The 16,116-nt window shown below is 58.7% G+C and carries 10 protein-coding genes; 8 read left to right on the plus strand and 2 right to left on the minus strand.

Annotated elements, in window-relative coordinates; all coding sequences use genetic code 11:
• Window positions 1–223: 223 nt before the first annotated feature.
• The 8 genes from BLQ12_RS09345 (at window position 224) to BLQ12_RS09385 (ending at window position 13,550) form a co-directional block, all read left to right on the plus strand.
• Complete coding sequence (locus tag BLQ12_RS09345) at window positions 224–1,291, plus strand: sensor histidine kinase (RefSeq protein WP_092210373.1); 1,068 nt, start codon at window positions 224–226, stop codon at window positions 1,289–1,291.
• Window positions 1,278–2,042: a LytR/AlgR family response regulator transcription factor gene (locus tag BLQ12_RS09350; RefSeq protein ID WP_092210374.1), complete on the plus strand. Its 765-nt coding sequence runs from the start codon at window positions 1,278–1,280 to the stop codon at window positions 2,040–2,042. Before BLQ12_RS09345 ends, BLQ12_RS09350 begins: the two co-directional genes overlap by 14 nt.
• 552 nt (window positions 2,043–2,594) lie before the next feature.
• Window positions 2,595–5,009, plus strand: coding sequence for a 3-hydroxyacyl-CoA dehydrogenase/enoyl-CoA hydratase family protein (locus BLQ12_RS09355; protein ID WP_092210375.1), 2,415 nt, complete (start codon window positions 2,595–2,597; stop codon window positions 5,007–5,009).
• Window positions 5,010–5,109: 100 nt separating this feature from the next.
• Window positions 5,110–6,282: a thiolase family protein gene (locus BLQ12_RS09360; RefSeq protein ID WP_092210376.1), complete on the plus strand. Its 1,173-nt coding sequence runs from the start codon at window positions 5,110–5,112 to the stop codon at window positions 6,280–6,282.
• Between the two features lie 646 nt (window positions 6,283–6,928).
• On the plus strand, window positions 6,929–9,268 hold the full coding sequence (locus tag BLQ12_RS09365; RefSeq protein WP_092210377.1) for a molybdopterin-dependent oxidoreductase: 2,340 nt from the start codon (window positions 6,929–6,931) through the stop codon (window positions 9,266–9,268).
• Between the two features lie 119 nt (window positions 9,269–9,387).
• Window positions 9,388–10,971 carry an FmdE family protein gene (locus tag BLQ12_RS09370; RefSeq protein ID WP_092210378.1) on the plus strand — a complete coding sequence of 528 codons (1,584 nt, stop codon included), beginning with the start codon at window positions 9,388–9,390 and terminating at the stop codon, window positions 10,969–10,971.
• Window positions 10,972–11,004: 33 nt separating this feature from the next.
• Complete coding sequence (locus tag BLQ12_RS09375) at window positions 11,005–11,838, plus strand: alpha/beta hydrolase (protein WP_092210379.1); 834 nt, start codon at window positions 11,005–11,007, stop codon at window positions 11,836–11,838.
• A 446-nt stretch (window positions 11,839–12,284) separates the two neighbouring features.
• Window positions 12,285–13,550, plus strand: coding sequence for an OmpP1/FadL family transporter (locus tag BLQ12_RS09385; RefSeq protein WP_092210381.1), 1,266 nt, complete (start codon window positions 12,285–12,287; stop codon window positions 13,548–13,550).
• Window positions 13,551–13,614: 64 nt separating this feature from the next.
• Here the strand turns inward: BLQ12_RS09385 and BLQ12_RS09390 are convergent, their stop codons facing one another.
• Complete coding sequence (locus BLQ12_RS09390) at window positions 13,615–14,598, minus strand: alpha-L-glutamate ligase-like protein (RefSeq protein WP_092210382.1); 984 nt, start codon at window positions 14,596–14,598, stop codon at window positions 13,615–13,617.
• 2 nt (window positions 14,599–14,600) lie between these two features.
• Window positions 14,601–16,115 (minus strand): UUP1 family membrane protein, encoded by a 1,515-nt coding sequence (locus BLQ12_RS09395; protein WP_092210383.1) that lies wholly within the window; start codon window positions 16,113–16,115, stop codon window positions 14,601–14,603.
• Window position 16,116 lies beyond the last annotated feature (1 nt).

Genomic DNA, 16,116 nt, shown 5'->3' on the forward strand with positions numbered 1-16,116 from the left:
AGTACTGGCTTAAAAGAGCCTCCGGCGGCCCTGCCGGGGGCCAAACTTTTGCCTGATCTTAAAACGACGGTTTAATAAACAGATTCAGTTTAATCTGAACCAAAGGCGAATGTGATTTTCCCTGAGGAACGAAGGGGAAAGCGCATTCGCAACCTGCTTTCGAGGTGGCTCACCTCGCCGCCGGAGGCAGGCTTTTCAACAGGCCCCAACATCAAGGTGTGAGATGCGTGAGGTAGAACCCGGAAAGGCCTTTGTGTTGCGTGACCACGCAGGGCTCATTGCGCGCAAGTATGCATCGGCTGTGCTCACGGTGACCGTCATTGTGATGCTCAGCACCATGATGGGGTTTGGTGAGGGGTTTTCCACCAACCTGATCATCGGTCAGTGCGTGGGAACCTGCGCCTTTGCCTTTACCTTCAGCGCCTTGGTGTGCCTGCGCTGGAAAGGGCCTCTGGTCCAGATGGGCGGGGCCGCCCTTGCCATGGCGGCCGGTGCCTGTGCGGGCATCATTCTGGGTGCCTTTTTTTCCGGCAAGGACCTTTTCTTTTACCTCCCGGAAAAGAGCGAACTCATCGTCCAGGTGGTGATTTTAACCGTCATGGGCGGTTCCCTGTTCCGGTTTATCTTGAATTCCCAGGAGAAGATCCGGCAGGCCCGGGAGCGGATCCAGCGGGAGAAGATCAAACGGCTCACCATCGAAAAAAAGGTGGTGGAGACCAACCTCCGCATGCTTCAGGCCCAGATCGAGCCCCATTTTCTTTTTAATACCCTCTCCAATATTTTAAGCCTGCTGGACACCGATGTGGACCGGGGCAAGGTGATGATCAGCGACCTCATCGCCTACCTGCGGATCTCCCTGTGCAAGAGCCGTGAGGAGATGGCCACCATCGGCCAGGAGATGGAGATGATCAGGGCCTACCTGAACATTTTCAAGATCAGGATGGGGGAGAGGCTCTCCTACGAGATTGACGTCCCCGACGGCCTGCGGTGTATCCCCTTTCCTCCCATGCTCATTCAGCCCCTGGTTGAAAATGCCATCCAGCACGGGCTGGAACCCCGCATCGAGGGCGGCGACATCCGTATTGCCGCCTCGGCCCGGCCCGGAACCCTGCGCATCGACGTGGCCGATTCCGGCCTGGGGTTTCATGAAGGCAGTCACTGGGGCGTGGGATTGACCAATATCAAAGAACGCCTCGACACCCTCTACGACGGCCAGGCCAGGCTCAGTCTGGGGGGCAACAGGCCCAACGGATTTCTGGCCACCATTGAGGTGCCCCATGGGACAGATTAAAGCCATCATCGCTGATGACGAAGAGCAGCTGGTCATCTATCTGGAGTCCATGCTTTCACGGATCTGGCCGGAGCTGCGCATCTGCGGCAGGGCCGGAAACGGCCGTGACGCCCTGTCGCTGATTGAATCCGAATCTCCGGACATCGCCTTTTTAGACATCAAGATGCCCGGGCTCTCGGGCATGGAGGTGGCGGCGCGGTGCGGCGGAAGCACCCGGGTGGTGTTTATCACGGCTTTTAACCAGTATGCCGTGGACGCCTTTGAAAACGAGGCCATGGACTACCTGCTGAAACCCGTCACCAACGCGCGCCTTGAAAAAACCGTTGCCCGTCTGAAAAAGCAGGTGGCAAAAAACACCCCCCCTGCGGAACTCAAGGCCGTCATCGAAGAGGTGATCCGGGCCGTGGGCCCACCGGCCCCTGCACACCACCTGAAGTGGATCAAGGCCCAGCACCGGGACAGCATCCGCCTCATTTATGTGGACGACGTCCTTTTTTTTAAATCCAGCGCCAAATACACCACCGTCCTCACCGCCGAAGGGGAGTCCCTCATCAAAAAGCCCATCAAGGATCTGAGCGAGGAGCTGGACCCCGAGACCTTCTGGCGCATCCACCGCGGCACGATCATCAACGCCGGGTGCATCGACAAGATCAGCCACTCCCTCACCGGACGTCTCGCCGTCAAACTGAAGGGGTCTTCAGAGATCCTCACCGTCAGCCGCAGCTACTCCCACCTCTTTAAACAGATGTAGAAAGAAGGCCCAGGGCCAAAGACGAAGGGGTGACTCGTCGTCTCTTAAAAAAAATGCCTCCGGTGGCAAGGTGTGCCACCTTGAAAGCAGGTTGCGAATGTGCTTTGCCCCTCGTTCCTCGGGTCAAAACACATCCTCTGTTCAAACAGGCGTCGGCCTTGATCCTCGTTTGGACCATCGGCCCAGTGACATTACCCCCGACACCCTTGTCCTCTGGAGCTCCGCACTATTCCCTTTCGCCTTCTGAACCTTTCCTCACCAGGGTAGCTCCCTTTTAACACGTAGAAACCACATGTTCTGTTCGCTTTTTTGGGTGATTGGACAGGGGCGTGGTTGTGCTTAGTCGCGTGAATAATGGTGAATCAAGCTTCAGTGTGTCGAATCAAGAAACAACGTTTGTCTTAATATACAGTCGGTCGTCTGAGCATACGGTCATTCGTCGCATTCCATTTCCCAGCCCCTTCCTCCACTCCGTAGGATCCATAAAAATGTGAGTTCGTATTTTACGTGGCCATCATGATTGTTAACAAAATATACACGTAGGAGGAATTTATGGTTAGAAAGATCAGTAACGCTGCGGTTATCGGTTCTGGTATCATGGGTGGCGGAATCGCCGCTCTCCTCGCCGGTGCCGGGGTGAAGGTCCTGCTTCTGGACATCGTTCCCTTTGACCTCACAGACGACGAAAAAAACGACCCCGCAGCCCGCAATCGCATTGTCAAGGCGGGGATGGACGGCGCCCTCATGGCTCAGCCCCCCCTTTTCTACAACAAGAAAGACGCAGGGCTCATTGACATCGGCAACCTCACCGACGACTTCGACAAGCTGGCCGACTGCGACTGGATCTGTGAAGTGGTTGTGGAGAACCTGAAGATCAAGCAGGAGCTCTTCAAGCGCATCGAGGGCATCCGCAAGCCCACCTGCATCGTGAGCTCCAACACCTCGGGCATTCCCTTAAAGGCCATGAGCGAGGGCCTGAGCCCCGAGTTCAAGACCCATTTCTTGGGCACCCACTTTTTCAACCCCGTTCGCTGGATGCACCTTCTGGAGCTTATCCCCGGTGAAGAGACCGCCCCGGAAGTCCTTCGCTTCATCGAGCGGTTCGGTGAGATCAACCTCGGCAAAGGCATTGTCTGGGCCAAGGACACCCCCAACTTCATCGGCAACCGCATCGGTATCCAGGGCATGGGCAAGATCATGCAGGAGGTGGTGAAGCAGGGGCTGACCCTGGCCGAGGTGGACGCCCTGTTCGGTCCGGCCATGGGCCGTCCGTCAAGCGCCATCTTCGGAACGGCCGACCTGGTGGGCCTGGATACCATGGCCCACGTCATGGAAAACTCCTACGATCTCTGCCCCGACGACGAAGAGCGCGCAACCCACGTCCTTCCCGATTTCGTGACAAAGATGGTGGAAAAGGGCTGGCTGGGCAACAAGACCAAGGGCGGTTTTTTTAAAAAAGTGAAAAACGCCGACGGTAAAAAAGTCAAGATGATGCTCGATCCCGCCACCTGCGAGTACGTTGAGTTCGTCAAGGCGGACCTTCCCTGCATCACCGCCGCCAAGGCCGCTGCCACTCCCGCTGAAAAAATCAAGGCCATCGTGTACGGCGACGACAAGGGCGCCAGGTTTGCCTGGGACTGCTCGGCCAACGGCCTGATTTACGCCGCCAACCGGATTCCCGAGATCGCCGCCTCCGTGGTGGAGATCGACAACGCCATGAAGTGGGGCTATGCCGTTGAAACCGGTCCCTTTGAGACCTGGGACCTCGTGGGCGTCAAAGAGTCCGTGGCCCGGATGGAAGCCGACGGGCTGGCTGTCCCTGAAAAGGTCAAGGCCATGCTGGCAGCTGGCAACGACTCCTTTTACAAGGTGGAAGGCGGGCGTCAGTACTTTTATGATTTCACCACCGAAAGCTACCAGCCCGTGAAGCTCAGCGACACCGCGCTCTCCCTTGCCACCTGCAAGGCCGACGGCAAGGTGGTCAAGAGCTGTCCGTCCGTCTCCCTGGTGGACATCGGCGACGACATCTTCTGTGTGGAGTTCACCACCAAGATGAACGCCCTGAACCGCGAGATCATCGAGTTCATGGGGGACGTCAAGGAGTTCGCCCTTGAAAACGCGGCAGGCATCGTCATCGGCAACCAGGCCGGCGGCATGCCCGGGGCGTTTTCAGCCGGTGCCGACCTCGATTATGTCCTTGGGCTCTGCAAGGGCAAGAAATATGCGGAGATGGACGAGTTTCTCTCCCTTGCCCAGAACGGCATCAAGGACATCCGGTACGCCAACGTTCCCGTTGTGGCGGCCCCTTACGGCATGACCCTGGGCGGTGGGTGCGAGGTGTGCCTCGGCGCGGCCGACAAGATCGTCGGTGCCGCCGATCTCATGATGGGCCTTGTGGAGATGGGCGTCGGCCTTCTGCCCGCCGGCGGCGGGTGTACCAACCTCTGGAAGAAGTTTGTCTTCTCGCTTCCCGATCCCGTTCAGAAAGACACCGACCTGTCCAAGCTCTTTGTACCGGTCTTCATGGCCATCGGCATGGCCAAGTACTCCATGAGCGCCAAGCAGTCCTTCAGCCTGGGCCACATGCACCCCTGGGCCGACCGCATCGTCATGAACCGCGATCTTCTCATCGGCGAAGCCAAAAAAGAGGTCCTGGCCATGGTGGACGCCGGGTACGCACCTCCCGTGAAGAAGCCCGTGCCCGTCATGGGTGAAGCCGGGACCGGCATGATCCACGCGCAGATCTTCAACATGTTGAAAGGGGGCTTCCTGAGCGATCACGATGCCCTTATCGCCACGCGCATCGCAACGGTTATCTCCGGCGGTTCCGTCAAAGAGGGCACGGCCATTGACGAAGACGTCATGTACAAACTCGAGCGTGAAGCCTTCATCGATTTTGCCAAGGAAGAGAAGACCATCGCACGTATCGAGCACATGCTCAAAAAAGGCGCTCCCCTGCGGAACTAAGCCGTCGGCGGGCCGATCCCGCCGGAGATGTGCACGATGTGGCTCGTCTTGCGTGAAAAGACGAAACGATGAAAAAACGACATCAGGTAAGGAGTGAAATATGCGCGAAGTATATATTGTTGAATCCGTTCGAACCCCCGGATGCAAGAACAAGAGAGGGCAGTTCAAGGAGACCCGTCCCGAAGACCTCCTCTCCTTTATCATGAAGGCCTGTGTGGAGAAGACCGGCCTCGACCCCAAAGAGATTGACGACGTCATGTGCGGGTGTGCCTTCCCGGAAGCGGAGCAGGGCCTCAACATCGGCCGCGTGGCCAACCAGATGGCCGGGTTCCCCGAATCGGTGTCCGGTGCCACTGTCAACCGGTTCTGCTCTTCCGGCATCGAGGCCATCGCCCTGGCCCATCTGCGCATCGCCGCTGGATGGTCTGAGATCACCCTGGGTGCAGGCATCGAGTCCATGACCTACGTCCCCATGGGCGGCAACAAACCCCGCCCCCATGCCCAGTTTGCCGCCTCCAACCCCGAGATGTATATCTCCATGGGCGTTACGGCCGAGAACGTGGCCGAGCGCTACGGCATCACCCGTCAGGAGTGCGACGAGTTTGCCGTTCGTTCCGTGACCAAGGCGGCCAAGGCCCAGGAGGAGGGCTGGTTCACCGAGATCGTCCCCACCCCGGCCTACAACTTTGTCCTGGGCGAGAACGGGACCTACGAGAAGAAAGAGTTTATCGTGGACAAGGATGACGGCGTCCGGGCAGGTACCACCGTGGAAGGCATTGCTCGCCTGAACAGCCCCTTCAAGGCCGGCGGTGTGGCCACCGCCGCCAACTCGTCCCAGACCACCGACGGTGCTGCCGCCACCCTCCTTGCCAGCAAGGAGGCGTGCGAAAAGTTCGGCCTGAAGCCTGTGGCCAAGCTGGTGGGCTACGCCGTTGCCGGCTGCAAGTCTGATGAAATGGGCGTGGGGCCCAAGTATGCCATTCCCAAGGTCCTTGAGCAGACCGGCTTCACCCTTGACGACATCGACGTCATTGAACTCAACGAAGCCTTTGCCACCCAGTCCCTGCACTGCATCAAGGAGCTGGGCCTTGACGAGTCCAAGATCAACCTCAACGGCGGTGCCATTGCCCTGGGCCACCCCCTGGGCTGCACCGGCGCCAAGCTCACCGCCACGCTCCTTGCCAACATGAAGCGTGTGGGAGCCAAGCGCGGCATCGTCTCCATGTGCATCGGCGGCGGCATGGGTGCCGCCGGGGTCTATGAGCTTGTCTAAGGCTGTGTGCCCGCTTCGGCGGGCATAACAGGGGTTTGACGGGATGCGGGAAGGGCCGGACACCCTTCCCGCATTCCTGTGCAGCAAGCCCGGCTTGACAAGCGGGCCGGGGCGCGAGTGACGGAAACACCCTGGAATTCTTCCACGCATATATTCAAAAGCCTGATTCCCTTCTGTGTGTATGTGGTTTCCGACATAAAGCGCCTCGGTTTTTTTGGGCTCACAGCCCGGTGAGAGGGGGAGACTGAGGCATCGTTCAGGAAGGTGCTTTCTTTAAAAACAGAGCGTTTGAGCAGGTGGTGTGTGTTTTTTTACTTGCCGGATGTTCTTTTTTTTGGTTTTGTATATTACGCATGTGAAATAAATTTAGGTCATAGGGGAGACACGCAAGGGGGGATCTGGGGCGTAGGGGCAAAGCGAATCCGCAGCCTGCCTTCAGAGGCTAAGCTTTAAAAATTTGAATAAACAGGCTTTACAAAATCGATTCAGGCCACTCGAAATCAAAGGCGAATGTGATTTTCCCCGAGGAACGAGGGGTAAATCGCAGCGGTAACCAGCTTTCAAGGTGGCTCACCTTGTCGCCGGAGGCATCGCTTTTGTAGGTTTTGTTTTTGTACCGTCCCTAAAGGCAAGCAAGGAGAGAGAGATGGGGGAGTGGAAGAAGACGGGGTGTGTGTTGTGCGCGCAGAACTGCGGGCTTGAGGTTCAGACCGAGGGGCACCGCATCGTGAAGGTCCGGGCCGACAAGGAGAACGTGAGGAGCCGGGGGTACATGTGCCGGAAAGGGGCCAACGTGGCTTTTCACCAGAACCACGAAGGCCGGTTGACACAGCCCCTGAAGCGCACCGAAGACGGGTTTCAAGAGATCTCCTGGGAGCAGGCGTTTTCCGAGATCGGTTCCAGGCTGCGCGGCATCGTGGATGAGCACGGCCCGAAGTCTTACGCCTACATGGGGGGAGGGGGGCAGGGCTGCCACTTTGAGGCGGCCTTCGGCATGACCCTCATGAAGGCCGTGGGTTCCAAGTACTCCTACAACGCCCTGGGCCAGGAGCTCACCGGCTATTTCTGGGCCTGCGGACGCATGATGGGGCGTCAGAACCGTTTTGCCATCCCCGATGAGCACCATGCCGAGATGATCCTGGGCATCGGGTGGAACGGCATGGAGAGCCATCAGATGCCGAGGGCTCCCCTGGTTTTGAAGGAGTTTTCCAAAAACCCGGACAAGTTCCTTGCGATTATCGACCCCCGGAAATCCGAGACGGCCCGGGTGGCCAACCTGCATATCCCGGTGCGTCCAGGCACCGATGCCCTTCTGGCCCGGGCCATGATCGCCCTGATCCTTGAAAAAGGGTGGGAGAAACGCGATTACCTTGAGGCGTACTGCACCGGGTTTGCCGATATCGAGCCCTGGTTCAGGGGCTTTGACATCCAAGCGGCCCTGTCGGTGTGCGAGGTTTCGTATGAGGACGTCTATGCCCTGTGCGAAAAGCTGGTGACCCTTTCGTGGTGCATGCACTTTGACCTCGGGATTTACATGAACCGCCACAGCACCCTGACGAGCTATCTCTACATGCTCCTGGCATCGGTCTGCGGGCGAAGCGGCGTTGCCGGCGGTAACGTGATTCCAGGCACCATCGTGCCCCTGGGCAGCCACACCGACGAACGGGACGAGAAAAACTGGCGTACGGTGGAGACCGGGTTTCCCGCCTTGAACGGTGCCTATCCCCCCAACGTCATGCCGGAAGAGATCCTGTCGGACCATCCCGAGCGCCTCCGGGCGGTGCTCTGCTCCGGGTCCAACCCCCTGCGGAGCTATGCGGATACCACGGCCTACGAAGAGGCCTTTAAAAAGCTCGACCTGCTGGTGGTCTCAGAGCTGGCCATGACGGAGACCGCCGAGCTGGCCCACTACGTGCTCCCGGCCAAGAGCGGGTACGAGTCCTATGACGGCACCTTTTTTCCCTGGAACTACCCCGAGGTCTATTTCCAGATGCGCCATCCCATGGTCAGCCCCAAGGGGGACCCCAAGGAGGTGGGGGAAATCTACACCGGCATTGCCGAGGCTGCCGGGTACATCCCCGAGATCCCTGCCTACGTCTACGAGGCGGCCAAAAAAGACCGGAAAACCTTTGCTGCGGCCCTGTTCAGCTTTGCCTCCAAAAACAAGAAAGCCATGAAGGTGCTTCCCTTTGTGCTGGCCAAAACCCTGGGGGAAGAACTGGGTTCGGCCAACTTGGCCGCCCTCTGGGGCATCACCCTGGCCATGCCGAAATCCAACCGGAAAAATGCGGCCCGGGCCGGTTTTCCCCTGCCCAAACTCTGGCAGACCGCCTTGAATCCGGCCAATCTCGCAAAGGCCCTTGCCGGCATGGTACGCCATGGCGCCGTGGCTCCTGTGGCCCTGCTTACTCCGCAGATCGCCCAGAGCGAGGCCGTGTTCCAGGCCATTGTCGATCATCCCGGCGGCCTCTGGGTGGGCAAGATGGATCTGGACGGGAACCTTGCCGAGATTCGGCATCCCGACGGGAAGATGCATCTGCACATTCCTGAAATGGATGCGTGGGTGAAGACCGTTACCCCCGAGGCCGAGGCCGCAGCCCTTAAAATGACGGAGGAGGCCCCCCTTGTCCTCATGGCCGGGCGGCACACCGCACAGAACAGCAACACCCTCATGCGCGACCCCGCCTGGAACGAGGGCAGGCGTGCCTGCACCCTTGCCATGCATCCCGGTGATGCCGAGCGGTTCAACCTGACGGACGGCCAGATGGTAAAGATCATCACCGAGGCTGCCTCCGAGGTGATCGAACTCGAAGTCACCGACCACATGCGCAAGGGTCAGGTGGCCATTCCCCATGGGTTCGGACTCACGCACAACGGAGAGGTCTTTGGCGTCAACGTCAATCGTCTCACCAAAAATACCCACAGGGACTCCTTTGCCGCCACCCCCCTGCACCGGTTCGTACCCTGTCGCGTGGAAGGTCTGTAGGAGAAAATACGGCCTTGAGTCTGTCCGGGGTAGGTAGTATACAAATAAGGTATTTTTTGTCTCTTTGCCCCCTTGTGTCTCTGTGGTTAATTTATGTCCTGTTCTGATGAGAGGTATTTATGACAATTCGTGGGTATTCGTTTGACGGGTATGTGGATGAGGTGAAGGCATTTCACGGTCATGTGGCCCCGGGGATGGTGGCCGGCGGCTTTATGGTGGAGCTGGCCCTGTCCAGCCTGCCTGAAGGGGGGCTCTTCGATGCGGTGAGTGAAACCCGGGCCTGCATTCCCGATGCGGTTCAGCTCCTCACTCCCTGCACCGTCGGCAACGGATGGCTCAAGATTGTTCCGACGGGACGGTTTGCCCTGGCCCTGTACGACAAGCACACCGGCGAGGGGGTGCGGGTGGCTCCCGATTACGGGGTCCTGGACCGGTGGCCTCAGTTCAAAGCCTGGCTGCTCAAGCTGGTGCCCAAAACAGAGCAGGATACCCCTGCGCTGTTAAACGAGATACGGGAGGGCGGCGTCTCCCTTTTTACCTGTGAGCCTGTTTCCCTTGATCCGTCGTTTTTAGGCGGCAAGAAAAAGAATGTCAGCCATATCCATCGGTGCTCGCTCTGTGGTGAAGGGTTCCGGGCCGTTGAAGCCGCCGAGATCTGCCCTGCCTGTTCCGGGGAAGCCACCCTTTACGTTCAGAATAACGAGGATGAGGTGCGCCTGACCTCCACAGCCCTTGAAGAGGCCGTGGGTGGGCACGCCCTGCACGACATGACCCTTATCGTGCCCCGGAAACAGAAAGGGCCCGCCATCGTCAAGGGACAGCGCATCACCGACGCCGACGTCGAGGTTCTCAAGAACATGGGCAAAAACAGGATCTACCTGGAAGAGCAGAACCACCGGGAGAGCCTCGTCCACGAAAACGACGTGGCCATTGCCTTCGGAGACACCCTGGGAGGGGAGGGCGCAGCCGTTGCCGGTCCCCCCAAAGAGGGGAAGGTGGAGTTCAGGGCAGAACACGACGGGCTGTTCTACGTGGACACCCAGCGGGTCAACAGGCTCAACGCCATGGCCGATGTCATCCTCTCCACCATCCATTCATGCACCCCCGTCTCCAAGGGGGAACTCCTTGCCGGAACAAGGGCGGTGCCCCTGTTTCTCTCCCGGTCCGAGTTTACACGGTGCATGGCCCTGGCCCATACCCCGCTCTTCCATGTGGCCCCTTACATTATTCGTGAGGCAGGGATCATCATCACCGGCACCGAGGTGTACGAGGGCCGCATCAAAGACGGGTTTCTCCCCTACGCCGAGACCATCCTCGGCACCTACGGAGCCACCGTCGCCACGTCCGCCTTTGTGCCCGATGAACCCTCCAGGCTCGCAGCCGAGGTGACCCGCATGGCAGGCGAGGGCGTCAAGCTCATTATCACCACCGGCGGCCTCTCCGTGGACCCCGACGATGTGACCCAGAAGGGCCTTGAAAAAGCAGGCGTCTGCGTCTCATCTTCCCGGTCTCCGGTTCTCCCCGGAGCCATGACCCTTCTGGGGACCCTGGGAGAGACCACCGTCGTGGGGGTCCCCGCCGGGGCCCTGGCGTCGAAAAAAACAGCCTTTGACCTCCTGCTGCCAAGGCTTCTTGCCGGGATGGAGGTCACGCCCGACGATGTGTACGCCATGGGGGTCGGCGGGTTGCTTGTGGGGGCCTGAATACCCTTTTTCAAACAGACGGGATGACAAGGTATGATGAACATGGCCTGGACCCATCACCCCATGCCCGGCGGCGTCACCGTAGAAGCCGCATGGAGCCCCTGCAGCACGCCGCGGTCCAAAGGGTGTGTGGTACTCTGGCCCTGCATGGGAGGCGATTGCCGCATGTATGCCATGCCCGTGGAGAGCTTTACGTCAGCGGGCTGGCATGTGCTTTTCTACAACCCGCGGGGCCATGGCGGATCCACGGGCTACCTCTCCGTTGCCACCGCAGGGGATGACCTGAAACGCCTTCTGGATCATTTTGGCCTTTCGGGCCTGCCCCTGAGTGCCCTCGGCCATTCCGGTGCCTGTGCCGCCTGGCTCAAGGCTGCTGCTGCCGGTCTGCCGGTGAAGGACTTTTACTTTGCCGCTCCCGTCATCAACTCCCGTCGGTCTCTTTTTTACATGTACGAGGCCGGAACCATCGGGGAGTTTGTCTTTGTCACCTCCCGCCTTGCCGCCGATCCGGTCCATTTCAAGCGCATCCTTGCCGACACCGACTGGCTTGATCCGAGTTACTGGCACGAAAACAACCTGGAGGATGTGTTAAACGGCACCACCGGCACTTTTCCCATGGGCAGTTTTCTCCGGGAACTCTTTATCCCGGGGGTTGACGCCATGCCGGAGCTTGTGGGCAGGGCGTCTGATGTAACGGTTTTTTTTCCTGCACGGGACAACTGGTACCCACACCGGGAAACCCTTGATGGCTGCCCGGAGCATCTGACAGCGGTTGCCGTGGAGGCGGCCAGGGACCATTACTTCTCCTGCGGGTGGGACTCTGTGTGGGCAGAGACCGTGTCCCGGCTGGTCAGCCAGAGGGGCTGAGTCCGGGTGAGCCTGCGCCCCAAGGCCCGTCCCTTTGGCTGTCAAAGGCGCATGGTGCCTTGAATTATGGTTTTATTCTTGATCATTGATCCAGTATTACGTATATTTACAGAGTATTATTGAGTTGCAGGTAGCTGCCTGTCACGCCCGCGGGTTGTTTTCACCAAACCGTCATGGATTTTTCCCTCACCCAAGAAGATGAGAGGCAAGGCCTCACCGGCCCTGTCCATCCCTTTGCCCGACACCTCCTCCTGTAGCCGGTTCCATGGCTGGATCGTACCTCTGCGATCGGCACGATTGTATTCCCGATACATTATGATCAATGTGCTCGGTACCTTTTTCTTTCCGTGTACTGAACCCGTCAAGACTTCATCCCATGGGATGTTCAGGTCTTCGGCCAACATGCGAGGTTTCATTGAATCCATCATTTTCTTAAAGGTGACGCTATGAAAACAACGGGATGGTTTTTGGTGGGTATTGGTTTGCTCCTTCTGTCGGCCCAAGCAGCTTTTGGGGGCGGTGTCTGGCTCTATGAGGCCGGGACACCGGATATGGGCACGGCCCAGGCAGGACGTGCGGCCCTGGCAAGTGATGCCTCCACGGCAAGCTTCAACCCGGCCGGCATGTCTCGCCTTGATCGATCCCAGCTCATGGTGGCCTTGGTGGGGCTTGAGGTCAAAGCCAAGTTTTCTTCGTATGAGTCGAACAAGGGCGGGGGCGACGGCGGTGATGCCGGAGGGTTTGTTCCAATTTTTGGTTTTCATTACGTTCACAAGCTCAATGAGGATGTCAGCCTGGGCATCTCCACCGGGTCCTACTTTGGCCTGGGGCTGGATTACGGTGCCACCTGGGCCGGGCGTTACTATATCCAGGAGGCCGAACTCATTACCTATGCGGTCAACCCCGGGATCTCCTACCGGGTCAATGAGATGCTCTCCTTCGGGTTCGGCATCAGCCTGGTGTACGGAGAGCTGGACCAGAAGGTGGCCCTTGCAAACCTGGAGCCCGGAGCGGACGGCCAGCTGAGCGTTGAGGAGGACGACACCGAATTTGGATTCAACCTGGGCGTTCTCGTGGAGCCCACGGAAAAGCTCCGGCTCGGGTTGACCTACCGTTCGGAGGTGGAGATGGAATTCAAGGATTCTGCGACGCTGAATAACATCGGGCCGGGATTGCAGGTGTTGCTGGATAGCCTGGGGCTCACCGACAGCACCGTGGACCTGGGGTTGAATATCCCCCAGGCGGTCATGGCCAGCGGGGTGTTCGAGGTTTCGGACCAATGGGCTATTTTGGCCAACATCGGCTGGCAGGATTGGAGTGCCTTCGGGCAGCAGACCTTGACGTTGAAATCCGACACGTCCACGAGCCTGGTTCAGGACCACGACTACGACGATACCTGGCATTTTGCCCTGGGCGCCCAGTACCGCTTCGACGACCCCTGGCTCTGGTCCTTTGGCATGGCCTACGACACCTCGCCCATGGACAGAACCACACGCACACCCGACGCCCCGTTGGATCGGCAGGTAAGGATCGGCACTGGGATTCAGTATGATATCAACGCGGACATGACCGTGGGGGCAGCCTACGAGTTCATCGATGCGGGGGCGGCGAACATGGATCTGGAGAGCGAGCCCCTGCGCGGAACCCTCCGGGGCGACTATGCCACCAATGAGATCCACGCCTTTGCCGTGAACATGAGCTATAAATTTTAGATTGGGAGAAGGTCCTCGGCGGGGCGGCGCCGAGGACCGGGTGAGTTGCAGGGCATTCGGTGGGTCATACCCTGGCTCCGGATTTCAGGGCGGGGGTGTTGCGGTGGGCCGAGAAGGTGTCCATGGCAAAAAGGGCTCTTTCGTAAGGTCCCCGTGGTGTGTGGCGTTCCTGATCAACGCCGTCCACCCTGGGCTGGATGCCGGTGCCGTTGGCAATCTGGATGGCAAGGCCGGGCCTGGCGTTCAACTCCAGGATCATGGGGCCTTTGGTGCTGTCCAGGACGATATCCACGCCGAGGTACCCCAGGTCGGTGATGTCGTAACACCGTGCCGCCAGCTCTGCAAACCTGGGCCATTCCGGGACAACAAAGGTGGAGAGGTCTTTGCCAGTGTCCGGGTGGTGGGTGAGGGGGCGGCCGAACTGAACCGCTTTAAGGGCCTTGCCTGTTCCGATGTCGATGCCCACGCCCACGGCCCCCTGGTGAAGGTTGGCCTTGCCGTCCGAGGCCGTGGTGGAGAGACGGGTCATGGCCATCACCGGGTACCCTTTGTACACGATGACCCGGATATCGGGGACTCCCTGGTAGGAGAACCCGTCAAAGGCATCGGAGAATTCCACCATTTCTTCGATCATGGCCACATCATTGCTGCCTCCGAGGCTGAAGAGGCCGCTCAAGGTGTTGGATGCGTGACGCTTGACCTCACCGATCGAGACGCGCCCGCCGCCTGGCTTTAAAAAATCCCGGCCCTCACGGCCGCTGATGACAAGAATCCCTTTCCCGCCGCTTCCCCTGGCCGGCTTGATCACAAAGGCCGGGCACCCTTCCAGAAAGCCTTCCAGCTCCCTAACATTCCCTTGGGTTTTCACCACGCCAAGAAGCTTCGGGGCCGAGATCCCGGCCTTTTCAAGGATGATTTTGGTCCTGAGCTTGTCGTCCACAAGGGGATAGAGCCGCCGCGGGTTGTTGCGGGCTATCATCACGACGTTGCGGCGGTTCATGCCGACGATACCGGCCTTTTTGAGTTTTGACGGAGAGGTCATGAACATGGTCACCTCCCTCCGGCAAGGGGTTCGAACCGGCGCAGCTCGGTGAGTCGGTACCCGGAGTAGCTTCCGATCATAATAATGACGGCCAGGACCACGAGCAGCAGCTCAGGAAAGGAGTAGGCCAGGTGCCCAACGAGTTTGCTCTGCATGGCAAGAAAGATAAGGGAGGCGGAAAAGAGGCTGCCTCCCCCTTGGATCAGGACATCCCTGGGGCCTTCCTCCTCCCACAGGACCGACATGCGCTCAATGGTCCAGGAGATAATGATCATGGGGAAGAAGGTCACCATGAGGCCTGCCTCAAAGCCCATCTTGATGCTGATCACGCTGATGGCTACATAGATGATGATGACAAAGACAAGGACCGCGGAAATCCGTGGAACAAGGAGCAGGTTCAGGCTGCTCAGGTAGGAGCGCAGGACAAGCCCGATGCCCACGATAAGGACAAAAAGGGCGAGGCCTGCCAGGAGGTTGACTTCAAGAAAGACCATGGCAATGAGAATGGGCATGAAGGTGCCCGATGTCTGGATTCCCACAAGGTTTCGAAGGATTACCACGATGAGTGCGCCGATGGGAATGAGCAGCAGGAGCTTGAAGGTGTTCTGCTGGGAGACAGGGAGGCTGTAAATGGAAAAATCGATGAGCATGTTTCTATCGAATTGACCGTGCCTGACGGCGGCTGTTTGTGCTGAGACGGCCCTGGCCAGGGTGGCAAAGGTGATCTTTCCACCCGAGCCCCCGGTGATATCGAGAATGGCATCGTTGCCATACCGCCAGAGGAGGAACTCGTCCCGGTTTTCAAGTTCACCGGATCTGGGGTTCATGAGTTTCAAGCGGTTGCCGTCAAGGATCTCTATGTAGCCTTTGAGTGTCTGTTTTTTTTTGCCCTCCGAGAGCTTGAGGCCTTTGACCTTCCGTGCCTTGACCCCCGCCATATTGATAAGGCCGCTGGCAAGAATGTATTTTCCGCCGTGCTCCTCCGCATGGGAGAGGAGCAACACGGCGTCATCGTTCACGGGATCGTTCAGGGCGCTAATGATGGTGTTGGCCATATCAACCGGTTCATCCTCGGTCTTTTTTGCCGCCGCGACAATGTGGGTCGCGGCGGTTTGCTGCGTGCCTGCAAGGGAAAGGGGGGGCGTTGTTTCCATGGTGCCACCGGGTTTTAGTTTTTCGCCTTTGGTGTGGCGGTATGCCGTGGTCCGAAAAAAGATCTTCTGATTGCCCTTTGCCTTGTCGGTGGTCCAGATACCTTGGTTTCCTTCCCGTTTGAAGGTATATCCTTCCGTCACGGATTGCCTGCCAATGGTGGAAAGCGCATCCGTTTTCGGCATGTTGACCGAGACCTCTGCGGGGCCGCCTTGGGCCGTGAACGTGATGGTCGCCTCAACGGTCCAGACCGTCTCTTTTTGTTCCGGTAAGAACGGAAAACCGAGTTTGATGTGTTTGTATGCGGCGGCACCTGCCCCCAGCGCAATGAGCACGACGATGATGGTGATGATCTGGATGCGTTGCTTCATG

It is taken from the genome of Desulfoluna spongiiphila (assembly GCF_900101345.1).
Classification (GTDB): Bacteria; Desulfobacterota; Desulfobacteria; order Desulfobacterales; family Desulfolunaceae; genus Desulfoluna; species Desulfoluna spongiiphila.